General features: G+C 69.0%; 19 protein-coding genes. 13 read left to right on the top strand and 6 right to left on the bottom strand.

The genetic code is table 11. From position 1 onward, the window contains the following. Positions 1-62 precede the first annotated feature (62 nt). A complete protein-coding gene (locus BST28_RS03700; RefSeq protein ID WP_029249426.1) occupies positions 63-770 on the bottom strand; it encodes a DUF1275 family protein in 708 nt (235 codons plus the stop codon). 446 nt (positions 771-1216) lie between these two features. On the opposite strand from BST28_RS03700, the gene BST28_RS03695 reads away from it, so the two are divergent. Continuing rightward, a complete protein-coding gene (locus BST28_RS03695; RefSeq protein WP_083080047.1) occupies positions 1217-2341 on the top strand; it encodes an LCP family protein in 1125 nt (374 codons plus the stop codon). Between the two features lie 137 nt (positions 2342-2478). Further along, positions 2479-3018 carry a ferritin gene (locus tag BST28_RS03690; RefSeq protein WP_019736855.1) on the top strand — a complete coding sequence of 180 codons (540 nt, stop codon included), beginning with the start codon at positions 2479-2481 and terminating at the stop codon, positions 3016-3018. Positions 3019-3040: 22 nt separating this feature from the next. Here the strand turns inward: BST28_RS03690 and BST28_RS03685 are convergent, their stop codons facing one another. Both BST28_RS03685 and BST28_RS03680 read right to left on the bottom strand, forming a co-directional pair. Next, positions 3041-3853 (bottom strand): glycerophosphodiester phosphodiesterase, encoded by an 813-nt coding sequence (locus tag BST28_RS03685; RefSeq protein WP_083079980.1) that lies wholly within the window; start codon positions 3851-3853, stop codon positions 3041-3043. Between the two features lie 4 nt (positions 3854-3857). Continuing rightward, complete coding sequence (locus BST28_RS03680; RefSeq protein WP_083079978.1) at positions 3858-4955, bottom strand: DUF4328 domain-containing protein; 1098 nt, start codon at positions 4953-4955, stop codon at positions 3858-3860. A 286-nt stretch (positions 4956-5241) separates the two neighbouring features. Between BST28_RS03680 and BST28_RS03675 the strand changes: the two genes are divergently transcribed. From BST28_RS03675 to BST28_RS03625, 11 genes are all read left to right on the top strand, one after another. Continuing rightward, positions 5242-5529, top strand: coding sequence for a hypothetical protein (locus tag BST28_RS03675; RefSeq protein WP_165758040.1), 288 nt, complete (start codon positions 5242-5244; stop codon positions 5527-5529). A gap of 187 nt (positions 5530-5716) precedes the next feature. Further along, complete coding sequence (locus tag BST28_RS03670) at positions 5717-6337, top strand: superoxide dismutase (protein ID WP_029249160.1); 621 nt, start codon at positions 5717-5719, stop codon at positions 6335-6337. A gap of 182 nt (positions 6338-6519) precedes the next feature. Further along, complete coding sequence (locus tag BST28_RS03665; RefSeq protein ID WP_019736850.1) at positions 6520-7056, top strand: hypothetical protein; 537 nt, start codon at positions 6520-6522, stop codon at positions 7054-7056. 123 nt (positions 7057-7179) lie between these two features. Further along, on the top strand, positions 7180-7869 hold the full coding sequence (locus BST28_RS03660) for a TMEM165/GDT1 family protein (protein WP_083079975.1): 690 nt from the start codon (positions 7180-7182) through the stop codon (positions 7867-7869). 338 nt (positions 7870-8207) lie between these two features. Beyond that, positions 8208-8606 carry a helix-turn-helix domain-containing protein gene (locus tag BST28_RS03655; protein WP_019736848.1) on the top strand — a complete coding sequence of 133 codons (399 nt, stop codon included), beginning with the start codon at positions 8208-8210 and terminating at the stop codon, positions 8604-8606. Positions 8607-8670: 64 nt separating this feature from the next. Beyond that, positions 8671-9339, top strand: coding sequence for a DUF6474 family protein (locus BST28_RS03650; RefSeq protein ID WP_019736847.1), 669 nt, complete (start codon positions 8671-8673; stop codon positions 9337-9339). After that, positions 9336-10025, top strand: coding sequence for a YcnI family protein (locus BST28_RS03645; RefSeq protein WP_083079974.1), 690 nt, complete (start codon positions 9336-9338; stop codon positions 10023-10025). The genes BST28_RS03650 and BST28_RS03645 overlap by 4 nt, the downstream gene beginning before the upstream one ends. Beyond that, positions 10022-10564: a copper resistance CopC family protein gene (locus tag BST28_RS03640; RefSeq protein WP_083079972.1), complete on the top strand. Its 543-nt coding sequence runs from the start codon at positions 10022-10024 to the stop codon at positions 10562-10564. The genes BST28_RS03645 and BST28_RS03640 overlap by 4 nt, the downstream gene beginning before the upstream one ends. Before the next feature lie 106 nt (positions 10565-10670). Next, positions 10671-11177 carry a hypothetical protein gene (locus BST28_RS23615; RefSeq protein ID WP_083079971.1) on the top strand — a complete coding sequence of 169 codons (507 nt, stop codon included), beginning with the start codon at positions 10671-10673 and terminating at the stop codon, positions 11175-11177. Between the two features lie 8 nt (positions 11178-11185). Further along, positions 11186-11659 (top strand): ribonuclease E activity regulator RraA, encoded by a 474-nt coding sequence (rraA, locus tag BST28_RS03630; protein ID WP_019739076.1) that lies wholly within the window; start codon positions 11186-11188, stop codon positions 11657-11659. A gap of 5 nt (positions 11660-11664) precedes the next feature. Next, positions 11665-12414, top strand: a complete 750-nt coding sequence (locus tag BST28_RS03625) for a YggS family pyridoxal phosphate-dependent enzyme (protein ID WP_083079969.1) — start codon at positions 11665-11667, stop codon at positions 12412-12414. A gap of 4 nt (positions 12415-12418) precedes the next feature. Here BST28_RS03625 and BST28_RS03620 read toward each other — a convergent pair whose 3' ends face one another. From BST28_RS03620 to BST28_RS03605, 3 genes are all read right to left on the bottom strand, one after another. Beyond that, the gene (locus BST28_RS03620) at positions 12419-13888 is read right to left on the bottom strand and encodes a flavin-containing monooxygenase (protein ID WP_065287081.1); all 1470 of its coding nucleotides are present in this window, start codon (positions 13886-13888) and stop codon (positions 12419-12421) included. A gap of 142 nt (positions 13889-14030) precedes the next feature. Continuing rightward, complete coding sequence (locus BST28_RS25025) at positions 14031-16874, bottom strand: hypothetical protein (protein ID WP_165758046.1); 2844 nt, start codon at positions 16872-16874, stop codon at positions 14031-14033. 165 nt (positions 16875-17039) lie between these two features. Then, positions 17040-18494: a flavin-containing monooxygenase gene (locus BST28_RS03605; RefSeq protein ID WP_065287079.1), complete on the bottom strand. Its 1455-nt coding sequence runs from the start codon at positions 18492-18494 to the stop codon at positions 17040-17042. Positions 18495-18525: the final 31 nt, after the last annotated feature.

Below are 18525 nucleotides of genomic sequence, written 5' to 3'. Positions count from 1 at the left end.
ATAACAACTGGGTGCGAAAATCACTAGCACCAGCTGAGAACAGCGAGATCCGGCGGGCGGGATCAGCTCCGGAGTCGGCGTTGGCCGGCGAAGAAGTAGGTGTATCCGGTCGTCATCGCGCAGACCATGCTGGCGATCGCCAGCATGTAGGTGCCACCGGCCACCATGCCGATTCCCCCACCCACGCCGGCGCCCAGCACGAACGCCCCGAAGAGCAGGCAATATCCCAGCCAGTGCGCGAGTTCGCCCCCGCTCAGGTGGCGCTCGATACCCTGGCCCATCTTCACCAGCGTGCCGGTCACATAGCTCAACGGGATCGACACCTCGCCGTTGCGGTCGACGAAGGTGGTGTTCAGCGCGCCGATACCGAACGTCATCAACACGATCGGGAAGAAGGGCAGCGGAAGCTCGGGGCCGCCCAACAGGAAGCCGTCCACCACCGTGGCGAGCACCAGTGCCGCGGTGGTCAGCACGGTGGTGGCATAGGGCCGCGTCGGCCAGAGATACCGCCGGCACAACGACGCACTGACCACGCCGGCGACGAACGCGACCAGCAGCAACGCCGCCGAGACAGCGAGCCACGGCGATGCCGCCACCCAGTCGTCCTCGGCGTAGTAGCCCATCACGGCGCGCTGTGCGTTGCCGGTCATGAAGGTGACGAAGTATCCGGCGGAATGGGTGAACGCGGTCGCGCCCAACAATCCCGCCAAACCGGCCAGGACCCACGACAACTTCGTCTCACTGTCGTAGGTTCTGCGGAGTCCATTCATCGAAACCGCGTCGTCGGGCCGTGCGGCCTCGGTGTCTTGAGCCGGAACAGCGCATTGCTCGGCGGAGATTTCGTCGGGCACCAGTGGGGTTCCTTCCACTCATCGGGGTCCGTCAGCCGGCTTGAAACTCGGGCAGACCAGGCGAGCATCCACCTACGGGTCCGAGCCGGAACATCTTGGGGTGCAGCAAGAATCGCGAAGCGCCGACAATGGGACGCCGCCCCGCCCAGCTGTGCCGCCATGTCACGGGCCAGCACTGCCGCCCGGTCGAAATACATCGACATTGCGCCACTGGTTACCCCATTTTCCAGAGCGCAAACCGACCGTCGCCATGGTGTTTGACACCCATTTGGGGGTGAGTGGTTCGCGTATATGCATGGCCTATCAGCGAAATCGGCGTCTCGCCGGGCGCGTAGATTGGGCAGGTGATCGGCGACCGGAGACACATCGGTCCGCAGCGACCGAAGGATTGGCAGCCACCGCCTGTGCCGCCGCGTGAGCCGTCGCCACTGCTGCACCGTCAGCCGTATCAGCCGCCACCGCCGGCGCCCCGGCCGGCGCAGCAGCCTCCGCGCCCGCCGGCAGCGCTACGGCGACGACCCCCGTCGCGGCGGCGGCGCTCCTGGCCCCGCCGGCTCGCGGTGCTCGCACTGCTGGTGGTGTTGCTCGGCGCGGCGGGCCTGGTCGGCTCCGCCGCCTGGCTCGACACCGCGCTGCAGCGCGCCGCGGTGTTCGCCGGCTACGCCGACCGACCGGCACCCGGTCGCGGCACGACGTGGCTGCTGGTCGGCTCCGACAGCCGCGCGGACCTCACCGTCGACCAGCAGCAGCACCTGACCACCGGCGGCGATGTCGGCAACGGACGCACCGACACCGTGTTACTCGTCCACCTGCCCGATGCGGGTTCGGGCTCACCCACCACGGTGGTGTCCATCCCGCGCGACTCCTACGTGGCCATCCCCGGCTACGGCGAGGACAAGATCAACGCCGCGTTCGCCCTCGGCGGGGCGCCGCTGCTGACCCGGACGGTGGAGCAGGCCACCGGGCTGCGTTTGGACCATTACGCCGAGATCGGCTTCGCCGGGTTCGCCGCGCTCGTCGACGCCCTCGGCGGGGTCACCCTGTGCCCGGACGAACCGATCGACGACCCGCTGGCCGGGCTGAACCTGCCGGCCGGTTGCCAGACGCTGGCCGGTCACGCCGCGCTGGGATACGTGCGCAGCCGGGCCACCCCACGCGCCGGCTTGGACCGGATGGACCACCAGCGGTTGTTTCTGTCCGCGCTGTTGGCCCGGGTCGCCGACCCGGCGGTCTGGTTCAAACCGGCGCGCTGGTATGCCGTGCCGAACGCCGCCGTACACGCGTTGACAGTCGACGCCGGCGCGCGCGTCTGGGATCTGGCGGCGCTGGGCTGGGCGCTGCGGGGCCCCACCACGATGCTGACCGTGCCGGTGGGCGGGTTCACCTACACCGACTCCGGCGACGCGGTGGTATGGGACCACCAGCAGGCCGCGCAGCTATTCGACGCGTTGGGCCGCGACGAGCCGCCGACAACGAACTCCGATAATTAGCGATAATCGAAACTTCAAGAATTACCGTTCCGCCGGAGAACCATTTCAGCCTATCCTATCTTTACTTAGGCAAAGCTGGCCTGAGTAAGCCTCACCTTGGATGCGCACCCGGTCTGACCTGGGGTAGCATCGCAAACATGTCCGAGATCGAAACCCACACGTCGAAATTCCACGCACTGCTTCAAGAGCAGATTTACCACGAATTCACCGCCGCGCAGCAATACGTCGCCGTTGCCGTCTATTTTGACGGCGGTGATTTCCCGCAATTGGCGAAGTTCTTTTACGCCCAGGCGGTCGAAGAGCGCAATCACGCGATGATGATGGTGCAGTATCTGCTGGACCGCTCCATCGCCGTCGAGATCCCCGGCGTGGACCCGGTACGCAACCGCTTCGACGCCCCCCGGGACGCGCTGGTGCTGGTGCTCGACCAGGAGCACACGGTCACCGATCAGATCAGCCGGCTGACCAGCGCCGCCCGCGACGAAGGTGATCACCTCGGCGAGCAGTTCATGCAGTGGTTCCTGCGTGAGCAGGTCGAGGAGGTGGCCGTGATGACCCGGCTGCTGCGGGTCGCCGATCGTGCCGGCCACAACCTGTTCGAACTGGAGAACTTCATCGCCCGCGAGATCGGCACCGTGACACCGGAAGCCGGCGCGCCGCGAATTGCCGGCGGATAGCTACGGATCACCCTCCGACCGATCAGCCCGCCCGCAACCGCGCCTTGGTTCGGGCGGGCTGATTCGTGGCGATCCACGCCACGCCGAGGTCCCGGCACAGATCAACGTCGTCGTCGCGGTCGACGGTCCAGCAGTACAGCGCGCGACCACGTGCCGCGGCATGGTCGACCAACTCCGGGTGTTCGCGCAGCGTCGCGATCGACGGGCCGATAGCGGTGGCCCCGACGGTGGTGGCAGCACTGCCCCCTAGATAGCGGGCCGCCGACCCGAGCAGCACGGTGGGCAGTAGCGGCGCCGCCCGGCGGATCCGCCACACCGCCGCCGCCGAGAACGACATCACCACCGCACGCGAGCGGGTCGCCGACGCCGGCGAGGCGATCCCGAATCGGTCCAGCAGCTCCAGCACCTTGCGTTCGACCAGCGCGCCGTAGCGCACCGGGTGCTTGGTCTCGATGAAGATCTTCACCGGCCGTTGCCAATCCAGAACCAGTGCCACCAAAGCGTCGAGGGTGAGCAGGCCGGTCTCTGGGACTGTCAGGGCCTCCGGTGGTCCGGCCGGCCGGCCGTGCCAGGACCCGTAGTCGAAGCCCTGCAGCTGCGACAGCGTCATCTCACTGACCAGCCCGACCCCGTTGGACGTGCGATCCACCCGCCGGTCATGCACGCAGACCAGGTGTCCGTCGCTGGTCAGCCGCACGTCGCACTCGACGCCGTCGGCGCCTTCCTGCAGCGCCAGGTCGTAGGCGGCCAGGGTGTGTTCCGGGCGGTCGAACGACGCACCCCGGTGTGCGACCACGAACGGGTGCTCCGCCACCACATCGTCGGCCGCTGCCATGGGTTTATGCTGCCGGTTCCCGCCCGCCGGACCCGACAACGGCGGCCGGTGTCGCCACGGTTTCCGGCTCCGACGACGGCGCGTCGTCCTCCGGAGCCTCCGGCGGCACCGGCGGCGCGGTGTCGCCGCCGTCGGGGACGACCACCCAGTGGTGGGCGGGCCGCCCCATCGAGCGCTGCTCGAATCCCTCGACCACCCGGGCCGCCGCCACCACCGCGGCCAGGCCGAGCAGGTAAGCGACCACCGTCGCCACCATGTTGTCCGCGATGCCCTGCGCGTCATCGGCCCAACTGGTGGCGGTGGCGAAGACCGCGGCGGCGGTGCTGACCGCCCACACCACCCACCACACCACGATGGGCCTGCGCAGCCGGTCGAGCCGATCCTCCCGCCCGGCCAGCTCCAGCGCGTAGACCGGCGCCCAGGCCAGGTTGACCAGCGGCACCAGGCAGCCGGTCCACAGCGCCCACGCCGGACGCGACTCGGGCAGATGCTGCCGGGCGAAGGCCGCCGACCGGCGGGCCAGCAGCCACCTGGTCAGCACCACCGCACAGTGGACGACCGCTGCGATCGCTGCGACACCGGCCAGCCGGCCCAGCCACACCGCGCCATTGGCGATCAAGGGATGCAGCAGTCTGGTGCGGTTGATGATCATCAGAAGGTAGATCAGCGCGTGCACCAGCGCGGCGATACCCAGCGCGGCGATCGCACCCCCCAGCGCCTTCTCCAGCGACCGCGAAGTAGGGGCGGCCCGCCCCTCCGGTTTCGGTTGCGCAGCAACCGGATTGGGTGCTCCCATCAGAGTCCAGCGCGGCATCACCGAGTAGCGCGGGGTGGGGCCCAGCGGACGCCGTCGGCGCGGCTGCGGGGGCGGTGGCCCCGGGCGCACCGCGATCCAGCGGTAACCCGGGCCCAGTCGGGGCGGCGACTCGGGCGGCGCCATGGAGTCGGCCGGGGGCGGGGGCCCCGGCTGGGCCCACTGCAGCTCCGCCTCCTGCGCGGGTGTCAGCGGCGCCCACAGCGCGCCGTTGCAGCGCGGGCACCAGGCCCGCCGCCGATCGCGCACGTTCCACCGCGTGCCGCAGCGGGAGCACACCTGAATCACCGCACCAGCGTAGCGAGAGCGCCGGCGAGGGGGTCCGGGATGCGCCGCGGAGCCCGGTCGGGAACCCTTTCAGCTACCGCCGGACTATCCACAATTTCCACAGGTTTATCCACACACCGGCCGGGGGTAACACGTGCCATGAGGTGCCCTTTGGGCATCGTTCGAAGGGGCGACGGTGGATAACGCGCGGTCGCCAGAGTGACCTGACTAACAGCTTCGAGCGAAATCTCTTGATTCACTAATCAGCTGTCACCGATGCCCGCGGTCGCCGCCCCGGGGGGCTTTGTTGCAGGCAGGCGGGCCATACCAGCCGAATTTTTCCACCGAGCCCAAGAAGCGCTATGATCGCCGTCACAGAACGATTGTGATGCGCCTCACGGCGGTGGAGCGCACGGTGAGCTTGGGGGCAACAGGGATGACGGCACGTCCGATCCGGCCCGGGCCGGTTGCCACGGCGACGAGCTGGCACGCGGGATCGTCGACCTACACGCGCGGCTATCTGCTGGCCTCGCTACGCGCCGGCCTGATCGCACTGGTGCTGCTGACGATCCTGTTGGCGATCGTTCTGATCTAAGCGCTGCGGCCGCTGTCGGCCGCGCGACCCGTTGTTGCGGTACACCGCGTGTTGGAGCAGTGTTGATCGAGGTGGCCGCACCACCCCGACCGCGCTGCCGATGGGGTGCCGCCACAGCGTCAATGCACGTCGACAATGATCAACGGTGATCGACACCGGATCAGTACCGATCGAAGGAAGGAACCACGTGGCCGACTACACCTTGCCGGACTTGGACTGGGACTACGGAGCCCTCGAGCCGCACATTTCGGGCCAGATCAACGAACTGCACCACAGCAAGCACCACGCCGCCTACGTGGCCGGCGTCAACTCCGCACTGGAGAAGCTCGCCGAGGCACGCGCCAACGACGACCACGGCGCGATCTTCTTGAACGAAAAGAACCTGGCCTTCCATCTCGGTGGGCACGTCAACCACTCGATCTGGTGGAAGAACCTGTCCCCCAACGGCGGTGACAAGCCGACCGGCGAACTGGCCGCGGCCATCGACGACGCGTTCGGGTCGTTCGACAAGTTTCGCGCGCAGTTCACCGCGGCCGCCAACGGCCTGCAGGGTTCGGGCTGGGCGGTGCTGGGCTACGACACCCTGGGCGGAAAGCTGCTGACCTTCCAGCTCTATGACCAGCAGGCCAACGTGCCGCTGGGCATCATTCCGCTGCTGCAGGTCGACATGTGGGAGCACGCCTTCTACCTGCAGTACAAGAACGTCAAGGCGGACTACGTCAAGGCGTTCTGGAACGTCGTCAACTGGGCCGACGTGCAGTCCCGGTTCGCGGCCGCCACCTCGAAGACCTCGGGTCTGATCTTCTAGCGGCAGTGCCTCGAGTGGGGCGTCGCGCCGATGGCGCGGCGCCCCATTCTGTTTTCCTCACCGATTCGTTACCCGCGGTGCCGTCGTGTCCTCTTGCGCCCGTGGGCCGACTGTCGCATGCTGCCAGACAACCCACCCGCTGGAATGCGAGCAGGCGAGTCAAATGTCGCGGAGGGTGTGCGATGGAGACGACAGGGTCCGGCCGGGCGATCGAAGTCGCCCCGTTCCACTCCCACGGTGCACTACACGGATTCGTGGTCTTCGGCCGCTGGCCGGATTCGACCAAGGAATGGGCGCAGCTGCTCAGCATCGCTGTCCGGGTCGCCTCGATGCCCGGGTTACTCGCCACCACAACGGTTTTCGGGACGCGAGAGGAGCTTCCTGACAACCCGGGGCCGGGCACCGTCGGGTTGCTGCTGGCCGAAGGCACGGTTTCGGGCGAATCGGCGATCGGGCCGGGATACTTCGCCGGCCATCAGCCCTCGGCGCTGCTGATGCTGCACCCGCCCTCGGAGACCATTCCCTCGCTGCCGGAGTGCCGCGGCGCGGCGTCGGGATGCGTACTCCTGCCCGGTCTGCCCCATCTGGGGCTCGAACACCGGGCCGCCTGGGTCGAAGCCGAATCCGACGGCACGGTCACTTCGCTGGTGAGCCGGGTGGGCGTCGACCCCGTCAGCCACCCTGATACCGCGGTCCTGGCCATGCTCCTTGCCGCATAGGGCAATTCGAATCGGCGAATCCCGTCACCGGATCATCGGATTCGGGTGGCCGAAAACCCCGCAACGCCTGGCGGGCGGGCCGCACAGTCACTAGCCTCGGCAGCTGACGAAAGGGCGTCTCGCATGCTCGCCGCCGCGCTGATCAGCCTGGGAGTGGTCTTCCTGGCTGAACTCGGCGACAAATCCCAGCTGATCACCATGACCTACGCGCTGCGGCACCGCTGGTGGGTGGTGCTAAGCGGGGTGGCCATCGCCGCGTTCGCGGTCCACGGCATCTCGGTGACGGTCGGGCATTTCCTGGGGCTGACGTTGCCCGCGCGCCCGATCGCGGCCGCGGCAGGGGTGGCGTTCATCTGTTTCGCCGCGTGGACGTGGCGGGAGGGCACCAACGCCGCCGTCGACGACGGGCCCGTTCGGGAGCCGCGGTTCGTGCTGCTCGCGGTGGTGTCCTCGGTGCTGCTGGCCGAACTCGGCGATAAGACCATGTTGGCGACGGTGGCACTGGCCAGTGACCGCAACTGGTTCGGGGTGTGGCTCGGCGCGACGGCCGGCATGGTGCTGGCCGACGCGGTGGCGATCGCGGTCGGGATGGTGCTGCACCGTCAACTACCCGAGCATCTGTTGCACGGGGCGGCCGGCCTGCTGTTCCTGGCGTTCGGGCTGTGGATGCTCATCGACGAGGCGCTGGGCTGGCGTCCGGCAGCCATTGCGTCGATCGCCGGATTGGTCTTGGTGGCGTCCGCGGCAGCGCTTCGACGGGTCGCGCTGCGGCGGTGCGAGCAGACCGCCGGAGACGGATCTGCCGCCCGTTAGCAAATACCACCGAGCGCGCTGCCCGCGGTGCGAACTTCACTTCGCCGGACCAGCGTCCAGACCGGAGGACCGCGACCACCTCCGGATGGTTACGCGCAACCGCCGCGGGCGAGGCAATTCTGCTTGCTACACCACGTATCTGCGGTTGCAACGGTCGGTCCGGGCGGCGTACGTACGACACGCAGGCACGCCGAACTTCAAGATCGAATTTGCTCTCGAATCACCCTTGGTTGTGTGGGTATCTATGGCTACGATGATCAGCAAATCATCAGACGTGACGGCTCCCCCCCTCGCCGAGCGCCTGTCAAATGCTTGCTGACCTTCGGGAGGTCCTATAGATGAGCGCGACTTTCGCTGTCCGCTTGAACCGTCTTTTCGATGTGGTATATCCGCCAGGACGCGGGCCACACACCTCCGCGGAGGTGATCGCGGCACTCAAAGCGGAGGGCATCACGATGTCGGCGCCCTACCTGTCCCAGCTCCGTTCGGGAAATCGGACGAATCCGTCCACGGCCACCATGGCCGCGCTGGCCAATTTCTTCCGGATCAAACCGGCGTTCTTCACCGACGACGACTACTACGCCAAGTTGGATGCCGAATTGACCTGGCTGGACAGCGTCCGCGACGCCGGGGTGCGCCGTATCGCGACCCAGGCCGTCGGGCTCTCCCCGGAGGCCCAGCAGGACATCCTGGACCGCATCGACGAGCTGCGCCGCAAGGAGCACCTCAGCGCCTGAGGCGCCGGCACCGCGATTAGGGTGGCTGGATCGGTTCCAGCGAGACACCGGGAGGCGGCCGCGAATGGGCCTGTTCAGTAAACGCAAGAGCCGCGCGACCCGGCGTGCCGAGGCGCGGGCGCTCAAGGCCGGGGCCAAACTTGAGGCGCGGTTGGCCGCCAAGGGCGAGGCGAAGCGCTTCAAGGCCGCGCAGCGCGCCGACGCCCGGGCCCTGAAAGCCCGGATCAAATCCGACCGCAACCGCGACCGCGCGGCGCTCAAGGCCGCCGAAAGTCAGCTCAAGGCGGCACGTGAGGGTCGGCTGCTGTCGCCGGCCCGGATCCGCCGGACCCTGGTGGTGTCGCGGATGCTGGCGCCCATCGTGGTGCCGCTGGCGTACCGGGCCGCCATGGCGATCCGCGGCCTGATCGATGAACAGCGAGCCGCCCGGCTCGGGGTGCCGCTGGCCCGCCTGGGCGAATTCTCCGGTACCGGCAAGAGCGGAGCCCAACTCTCCGCCCGGATCGCCGGGGCGGAGAAGTCGTTGCGGATGGTGGCCGAGCGCAAGCCCAAGGATTCCGAGACCCGGCAGTTCGTCGCGGCGATCACCGCACGGTTGAGCGACCTCGCCACCGCGGTGACCGCCATCGAGACCATGCCGGTGGATCGGCGCCGCTCCGCCGCCGCCGCGATCAGTGGGCAGCTTGACGGCATCGACGCCGATCTGATGGCCCGGCTGGGGCTGCCGTCATGAGCCGCATGAGCGGCGGGGCCCGCCTGGGCGCGCTGGCCGCGATGATCGCCGCCGCCGGCTGGATCGCCGGCACCGCACCGGCCTGGGCGCATGTGCACGCCAGCAGTCCCGGCGCGGTGCGCGGCGGCGTCGCGATGGTCACCTTCGAGGTACCGAACGAGTCGCCGACCGGTTCTGCCACAACCGAACTCACCGTGACGCTGCCCGACGTGGCGTCGGCGCGCACCGAGACCAAACCGGGTTGGACCGCCCGGCTGGACCGCGACGCCAAGACCGGAGCGGTGCACTCGGTGACCTGGACGGCCGAGGCCGGTGGCATCGGCGCCGACCAGTTCGGCCTGTTCCGGATCGCGATGAAGTTGCCCGACACCGAGACGGTGGACTTCCCGTCGGCGCAGCGCTACGCCGACGGGACCGTGGTGCGCTGGGATCAGCCGCCTCCCAGCGGTGGCGGCGAGGCGGAGCGCCCGGTGCCGTCGTTGCACCTGGCGGCCGGTCCGGCGTCGGCTCCTGAACACCACGCCCAACACCCGGCCCCGGCCGTCTCCGCCGGACCGGCGGAGACCGTCGAATCCGATGCCGGTGGTTCGCACCACGCCGACAATGCGGCCCGGCTGCTGGGCGGGGCCGCGCTGCTGGTCGCCGCGCTGGCCGCCACGATCGCCGTGGGCCGGCGGCGAGCATGACGAGGGCCGTGCGCGTCGCGCTGACCGGGATGTTCGCGCTGGCGGCGCTGTTTGCCCTGGTGGCCCCCGGGGTGGCTGGCGCGCACGCGGTGTTGGTGTCGGCGGATCCGGCCGGCGGTGCCGAGCTGACGCGCGGACCGGATCGTGTCAGTGCGACCTTCAACGAGCAGCTGCAGACCAGCTTCGCGGCCATGACGGTGGTCGGGCCGGACGGGCACCTGTGGTCCACCGGTGAGACACAGGTCCGGGGCGCGGTCGCCAGCGTCGCCGTCCGCCCGCTCGGTCCGGCCGGCACGTACACCGTCAACTACCGGGTCACCTCCGCCGACGGTCATGTGGTGTCCGGTTCGTGGCCGTTCCGGCTGACGGTGGCCGGCACCGGTGAGCCCGGCCCGGCGGTGACCGATCACGGCGAGGCGCCGCCCCCGATTCCGCGCCGGTACGCCGACCCGGAAGCTGACCTGCCGATTTGGCCGTTCGTGGCCGGTGCGGTGGCACTTGTCGGGGCCGGCCTGTGGCTGAATCGGCGCCGATCCTGATTGCTGCCCCACACCTGAGCGCAGGCGGATGCTGGCATGATGGGCAACGTTGCCGGTGTCGCCGCCGAGTTGATCTGAGACGAGAACCCGCCAGAGGAGCTGCCGTATGACCGACCCGCAGGACCAGCCCGCCCAGGAACCCGCCGCCGCACCCGGACCCGCCGAGCCGGCTGGAGCCGATCGGCCCGCCGAGCCACCCGCCACTCCCGCCGAGCCGGCCGTTCCGTCCGAGCCGGCCGGAGCCGATCAGCCCGCCGAGCCACCTGCCCAGAAGGCCGCCAAGAAGGCACCGGCGAAAGCCGCCAAGAAGGCCCCGGCTAAGGCGGCCAAGAAGGCGCCGGCCAAAAAGGCGCCCGCGAAGAAGGCCGCCAAGAAGGCGGCGGCTCCCGCGCCGTCGCCACGGCCCGCCGACACCAACGGTTCGGGCCGTCTCGCCGAGGGCGCCAAGGAGACAGCCGCCCAGGCGAAGTCGACGGTCGACACGGCTCGTAACCCGCTCACCCCGTCGGTGTCACCGGCGCGCCGGTCACCGGCTGCGATGCTGGCCGCCGGCTTGTTCGGCCTACTCGGACTGTTGCTGATCCGCCGGCTGTTCCGCGCGCGCCGCGGCTGAGCCCACCGGTGACCGCACCCTTCCGGCCCACCGCCGACCTGGTCGACGACATCGGCGCCGACGTGCGCAGTTGCGATCTGCAGTTCCGCCAGCTCGGCGGTCGCACCGAATTCGCCGGCCCGATCAGCACGGTCCGCTGTTTCGAAGACAACGCGCTGCTCAAGTCGGTGCTATCCGAGCCCGGCGACGGCGGGGTGCTGGTGATCGACGGCGCCGGATCGCTGCACACCGCGCTGGTCGGTGACGTCATCGCCGAGCTGGCCCGCTCCAACGGCTGGGTCGGACTGATCGTGCACGGCGCCGTGCGTGACGCCGCGACACTGCGCACGCTCGATATCGGCATCAAGGCCCTGGGCACCAATCCCCGCAAGAGCACCAAGACCGGCGCCGGCGAACGCGACGTCGTCGTCGAACTCGGCGGTGTCGCCTTCGTGCCCGGCGAGATCGCCTACAGCGACGACGACGGCATCGTCGTGGTGTAACTCCGATGAACGACACCCTGCGGGAACGCTGGGAACGGCTGCGGGAGCGGGTGGACGACGCCTGCCGCGCGGCCGGCCGTGATCCCGGCGAGGTCACCGTGTTGCCGGTGAGCAAGACGTTCGGCCCGGACGTGATCCAGCAGGCCGCCGAAGACCTGGGATGGCGCCGGTTCGGCGAGAACAAGGTCCAGGAGATCCGGGACAAGGCGATGGCTCTAGAGGAGACCCGCCCTGAAATCGACTGGGTGATGATCGGGCACCTGCAGACCAACAAGGCGGGCGTGGTGGCGCGGTTGGCCACCGAGGTGCAGTCGCTGGACCGGCCCAAGCTGGCCGCAGCGTTGGATCGGAACCTGCGCGCGCAGGGCCGTACCCTCGACGTGCTGGTCCAGGTCAAGACCTCCGACGAGCCGAGCAAGTACGGCCTGGACCCCGAGCAGCTACTACCGTTCCTCGAGGTACTGGCCGGCTACCCCACCCTGCGCGTGCGCGGCCTGATGACGCTGGCCATCAACACCTCCGAGGCCGACGCGGTCCGCGGCTGCTTTCGCCGGCTGCACCAACTGCGGGATGCCGCGGCCGCCCACGGCCACGACCTGCCGCGGCTGTCCATGGGCATGAGCGGGGACTTTCCGCTGGCGATCGCCGAAGGCGCCACCGAGGTGCGGATCGGAACCGCGATCTTCGGCGCCCGCCCCTACCCCGACTCCTATTACTGGCCTGAGGCCTCGGATGGGCGGGGCGGGACGCCGTGACCGGTCAGGCTGCGACCGCGGCCCGGTGCTTGGAGAAGCGCAGGACGTCGTCGTCGACCTTGCCGCGCCGGATCAGCTGGAGATCCAGTAGGTAGTTCTGCTTGAGCCGCCACGGCGCGCGTGATCCGGCCTTGGGCAGGTAGTCCAGCGCCCGGAGCACGTAGCCGGGGGTGAAGTCCATCAGCGGCCGGTCTTCGATATCGGCACCGGGGCGTCCCGGCACCACCGTGTCGAATCCGTGCTCGTCCATGTAGTTGAGCAGCCGGCAGACGAACTCCGACACCAGGTCGGCCTTCAGCGTCCAGGACGCATTGGTGTAGCCGATGGTGAAGGCCATGTTCGGCAGCCCGGTGAGCATCAGGCCCTTGTAGGCCATGGTGTCGTTGAGCGAGACCGGTTCGCCGTTGCGCCGCACCTCGGCCCCGCCGAACAACTGCAGGTTCAGTCCCGTCGCGGTGATGATGATGTCGGCGGGCAACTCCGCACCGGAGCTCAACTTGATACCGGTCTTGGTGAAGCGCTCGATGGTGTCTGTGACCACGTCGGCCTGTCCGCCGCGAATGGTCTTGAACAGATCCCCGTTGGGGGCCAGGCACAACCGCTGATCCCACGGCTTGTAGCTGGGCCCGAAGTGCTTCTCGACGTCGTAGCCCTTCGGCAACCGGCGCTGGGCCATGGTCAGCAGGGTCTTGCGCATGAAGTTCGGGAAGCGCCGCGACAGCTGGTACTGGAAGGTGCTGAATCCGATCGCCTTCCAGCGGTTGGCGACGTGCGCCACGTGCGCCGGCAGCAGCTTGTTGGCCCGCTCGGCGAAGGGATCGACCAGCGGGAGCGAGCCGATGTAGGTCGGCGAGCGCTGCAGCATGGTGACGTGTCCGGCTCCGGTGTTCACCAGGCTCGGGATCAGCGTCACCGCGGTGGCACCGGATCCGATCACCACGATGCGCTTGCCCGCGTAATCCAGGTCCTCCGGCCAGTGCTGCGGGTGCACGATGGTGCCCTCGAAGTCCTCGGCCCCTTCGAACTTGGGCGAGTAGCCCTCGTCGTAGTTGTAGTAGCCGCTGCAGGCGAACAGGAACGAGCAGGTGAGCTGGCTCTGCTTACCGTCGCTCTCGACGGTCACCGTCCAGCGGTTCTCCGCGTCGGACCAGTCGGCGGCCACCACGTGCTGCCGGTAGCGGATGTGGGAGTCGATGCCGTTCTCGGCGGCCGCCTCCTTGATGTAGGCCTTGATCGAGGCGCCGTCGGCGATCGAGTGTGCCGAGCGCCAGGGCTTGAACCGGAAACCGAGGGTGAACATGTCGGAGTCCGAGCGGATGCCCGGGTACTTGAACAGATCCCAGGTCCCACCGAGGTCATCGCGACGCTCCAGGATCGCGTAACTCTTGGTCGGGCAGCGGTCCTGCAGGTGCCACGCCGCACTGATGCCGGAAATGCCGGCACCGACGATCACAACATCGAGGTGTTCAGTCATGCCGCCAGATTATCAACGTGGTGTCGAGTCAGTCAACAGTCCGTTGAGTATTTCGACGGCATGTAGATAATGGTCGTTTTGAGACGGGGAAAGCCCCACACGCACGAGGCGTATGGGGCTTCCCGACTTGTGTTCTGCAGAACTATGGTGTGGTTCCGGGCGTGCCCGAGCTGCCGTCGGTGGCACCGGTACCGCCGGTGGCGCCGGCGCCACCGTTGATCGCACCGTCGTTGATGCCGATGGAACCCGGCCCGGTGGGCAGGTTCGGGGTGACCACGGTGCCGCCGGTGCCGCCTGCACCACCGGTGCCGTTCGCCGCGGCGCCGACGCCGCCGTTGCCGCCGTTGCCGCCGGCGCCGCCGGAGACGTTGTTGACCGGGCCCGACGTGCTGGGGGTGCCGTTGCTGATCGACGACGGAGGCGTGCCGGAGCCGGTCCAGCCCCAGCGGATGTCGCTGCCGTCGCCACCGTTGCCACCGGCACCGCCGTCGCCGCCGGTGCTGCCGTCGCCGACACCGTCGCCACCATTGCCACCGGCGCCGCCGCCGCCACCGTTGGAGCCTGCTGCGAAGTCGTCGCTGCCGCCGTTGCCGCCGGCGCCACCGTTACCGGCGACGTAGCCGTCGCCGCCGTCACCGCCCGCGCCGCCCGCGCCGATAATGTCGGCCGGGTTGCCCCGGCTGGTGTTCCCGGCGCTGTCGATGTAGCCGGTGCTCGTGAGGTCGCCCCCGCTGCCGCCGTTACCACCGCTGCCGCCTTGGCCACCGTTACCCGCGTTGCCTCCGGCACCGTTGGTCGTGCCGGCGCCGGCCGCGCCGCCGCTTCCGCCGTCACCGCCGTCACCGCCCTGGCCGCCGAGACCGATGTTGTGCACCTGCTCCGGGTGGCCCAAGTCGTCGGTGTGGGTGGTGTAGCCGCCGACGCCGCCGTCGGCGCCGTTGCCGCCGGCCGCACCGTTACCGCCGTTGCTGCCGACACCGTTCTCGCCGCCGCCGGCGCCACCGTTGCCACCGCTGCCACCCTGGCCGCCGCTGCCGCCGGCCTGGCCGTTGGACGCACCGTCGAAGGGAGCCGTCGTGGGAACACCGTCGGTGCCGGCCGCGCCGTCACCGCCGATGGCACCGTTACCGGCCACCCCACCGTCGCTGTCGGTGCCCGCCGTGCCGTTGGCCGACGAACCGCCGGCAGCGCCGTCACCGGCGTTACCGCCGCCACCGCCGTTGCCGCCGTTGCCGCCCGGGTCCACCGCGTTGGCACCGGCGCCGCCGTCGGCGCCATTGCCGGCCAGACCCGCGTTACCGGCGGTGTTGGCCGCCAGCTCACCGGAGTCACCGCCGTCGCCGGCGTTGCCGCCGTTGCCGCCGGAGGTGCCGTTGCCGCTACCGCCGCCCGCGAAGCTGCCGGCGGCACCCTGGACGCCGCTGCCGCCGGCCCCGCCGTCGCCGCCGTTGCCCCACTTGCCGCCGTTACCACCGGCGCCACCGTTGCCGCCGCTGGTACCGGCAGCCGCGCCGGTGTCGGCGGCCGCGTTGTAACCGGCACCGCCCTGGCCGCCGTTACCCGAGACGATCGGGGTGATGGTGCCATCGGCGCCGGCCTGGCCATCCGCACTGTCACCGGCGCCCTGGCCGCCCGCGCCGCCGAGGCCCGCGGTGTCACCGGGGTCACCGCCGTTACCGGCGTCGCCGCCATCGGGGTTGGCCGCGGTGCCGGCCGCGCCATTGCCGCCGTCGCCACCGAGGCCGACGTCGCCACCGGCACCGCCGTTGCCACCGACGCCCCCGGCACCGTCGGCGCCGCTGCCGTCGTGGTCCGCAGTACCGGCAGCGCCACCGGTGCCACCGACTCCACCGTTTCCGCCGGCACCGCCGTTGCCGCCGTCGGTCCCGTTGCCGTTGTTGACTGCCCAATCGCCGTCGACGCCGTCCGCGCCGGTACCACCGGTGCCGCCCTTGCCACCCACGCCGCCGGCACCGCCGTTACCGCCGTTGCCAAAGATCTCGCCGCCGTTACCGCCGACACCGCCGTTACCGCCGGCGGCGCCATCGCTGCCGGCCGTACCGTTCCCGTTGGCGCCGGTAAGGCCCTGCAAGCCCTGGCCGCCGACACCGCCGGTGCCACCGTTGCCGCCGTTGCCGGTGTGCGGCCCGGCGTTACCTCCGTTACCACCCAGACCGCCGGCAGTGGCCGCGTGGACGTCGGTCGCGTCCAGGCCGTGCCCGCCGACACCGCCGTCACCGCCGTTGCCGATACCGAGCTGGCCCATGCCGTCGCCGCCGTTGCCACCGGCGCCCGCCTGGATCACGTCGCCGTTGCCGTCGACATAGGCGTCGCCGCCGTTACCACCGGTTCCGCCGTATCCCATGAGACCGCCGCCGGCACCGCCATCGCCGCCGGAGCCCGCGAAGGTGACCCCGTCGATCGTGACCGTCGCGTTCATCGCCGCATCGCCGCCGGTACCGCCGTTGCCGAACAGGCCGGCCGCGCCGCCGTCGGAACCGTCGATGCCGTTGCCGCCGTCACCGAACCAGAGACCACCGTCTTGGGCCTGAACCAGGTCGCCGTCGCCGTTGTAGTACGCATCCGAGCCGTTGCACAGCACCCCACAAGCGTCACCGGTGGCGAACACCTGGTTCAGCGGGTCCAGCCACCAGTCATTGGCCGGGTTGTCGATCATCGCCTGCATCGGGTCATAGAACGCCAGGTACACCTGGTCGTCAAAGGCCAACCACGCATCCGGGTCGCCACTGAGCAAGCCGCCCCAATCGCTGAAGGAGAAGTCGGCAGCGCCGGGCAGGTCCGCCCCCGGTGCGTCCGCACCGAACCACGCGAGCGGGTCCAGCCAGTCGAAGTCGATGTCGGCTTGCGCCGGCGCAGCCGCCAATGGCGACATGCCGAACGCCAGGAACGCTCCCGCCGCCGAGGCCGCGGCGTAAGCCCGCTTCCCCCGCTTCCGGCCGTTATTCCGCTGGTCGCGACGACTCATGTCAATTTCCCCCTTTGAGGCACGATAATCATCCAAAAGGTATGGTCTGAATCCATCCACCGTACCTGAAGAACGTCATAGGGAAATTACTGAAAAGCTGAGCTGCCCGCAAGTTTAGATTCGCTAATTGCGCACTCGAGTCCGCAAAGCGGGATGAGCTACCACTTATCCAGAGCGGGTGAAACGCAGGTGGCCGTCATCGAGCCTGACCCGCCTGAGCTGCGCCAAGTCCAGCAGATAGTTCTCGTGCGGGCGCCAAGGCCGGTGCGAACCCGCCCGCGGGAGGTGACTCAGCGCCCGTTGCACGTAACCGGAATCCTGCCTGACCAGCGGGCGGTCCTGCACGTGCGGTTCCGGCTCCCGCGCGACCACGGTGTCGAATCCCTGCGCGTCCAGGTAGTTGAGCACCCGGCAGACCGACTCCGATACCAGGTCGGCTTTCAACGTCCAGGACGCATTGATATACCCGACCGTAAACGCCATGTTCGGCACACCGCTGAGCATCATGCCCTGGTAAGCCACCGTGTCACACAGGTTGACCGGCACGCCGTCGCGGCTGATCTCGATGCCACCGAACAACCGCAGGTTCAGGCCGGTCGCAGTGACGATCAGATCAGCGGGTAACTCCTCGCCGGAGCTCAGCCGGATCCCAGCCGGGGTGAACGTCTCGATGTCATCGGTAACCACATCGGCCCGACCCGCACTGATGGTGGCGAACAGGTCCCCATCGGGCGCCAGGCACAACCGCTGGTCCCACGGCTGATAGCTCGGGCCGAAGTGCTTGTCGACGTCGAACCCGGCAGGCAATCGACGCTCCGCCATCATCATTAACGTCTTGCGCATCAGTTTCGGAAAGCGGCGGCTGGCCTGGTAGACGCCGACCTGACCGAGGATGTAGCTCCATCTGTTGGCCGCGGCCGCGATCCGGCTCGGCAGGATCCGGTTCAGCCGGCGGGCCCTTGGATCGACAGTGGGCAGCAAGCCGATGTAGCCGGGGGAACGCTGAACCATAGTGACGTGACCGGCACCGGAATCAGAAAGGGCCGGCACCAGGGTCATCGCCGTGGCGCCGGAGCCGATCACCACGATCTTCTTGCCGGTGTAGTCCAGATCCTTCGGCCAGTGCTGCGGGTGCACGATGGTGCCGGCAAAGTCTTCGGAGCCGGGGAATTCCGGCGAGTAGCCCTCGTCGTGGTCGTAGTAGCCGCTGCACGCGAACAGAAAGTTACACGTGATCTCGATCGTCGCGCCGTCCCGATCGACGGTGAGTCGCCACGCGGCGGCCGTCTCGCTCCAGTCTGCGGCAACCAGCCGGTGTCCGTAACGGATGTGTCGATCGATGCCGTACTCGTGGGCAGCCTCTCGCAAGTAGGCTTTGATCACCGCGCCTTCGGCGATCGTCGTGTCCCGGGTCCACGGTTTGAACCGAAAGGCAAAGGTGTACATGTCGGAGTCCGAGCGCACGCCCGGGTAGGTGAACAGGTCCCAGGTACCGCCGAGATCGGCGCGACGCTCCAGGATCGCATAGGTCTTGTTCGGGCAGTATCGCTGCAAATGCCACGCGGCACTGATGCCGGAAAGGCCCGCGCCGATGACCACGACATCGAGCTGTTCAGCCACGGGCGAGAAGTGTAGCAACGCCGAGACAGCC

It is taken from the genome of Mycolicibacter kumamotonensis (genome assembly GCF_002086285.1).
GTDB lineage: Bacteria > Actinomycetota > Actinomycetes > Mycobacteriales > Mycobacteriaceae > Mycobacterium > Mycobacterium kumamotonense.
The sequence above is the reverse complement of the archived record's forward strand: the minus strand, read 5'-3'. Positions and strand labels throughout refer to the sequence as shown.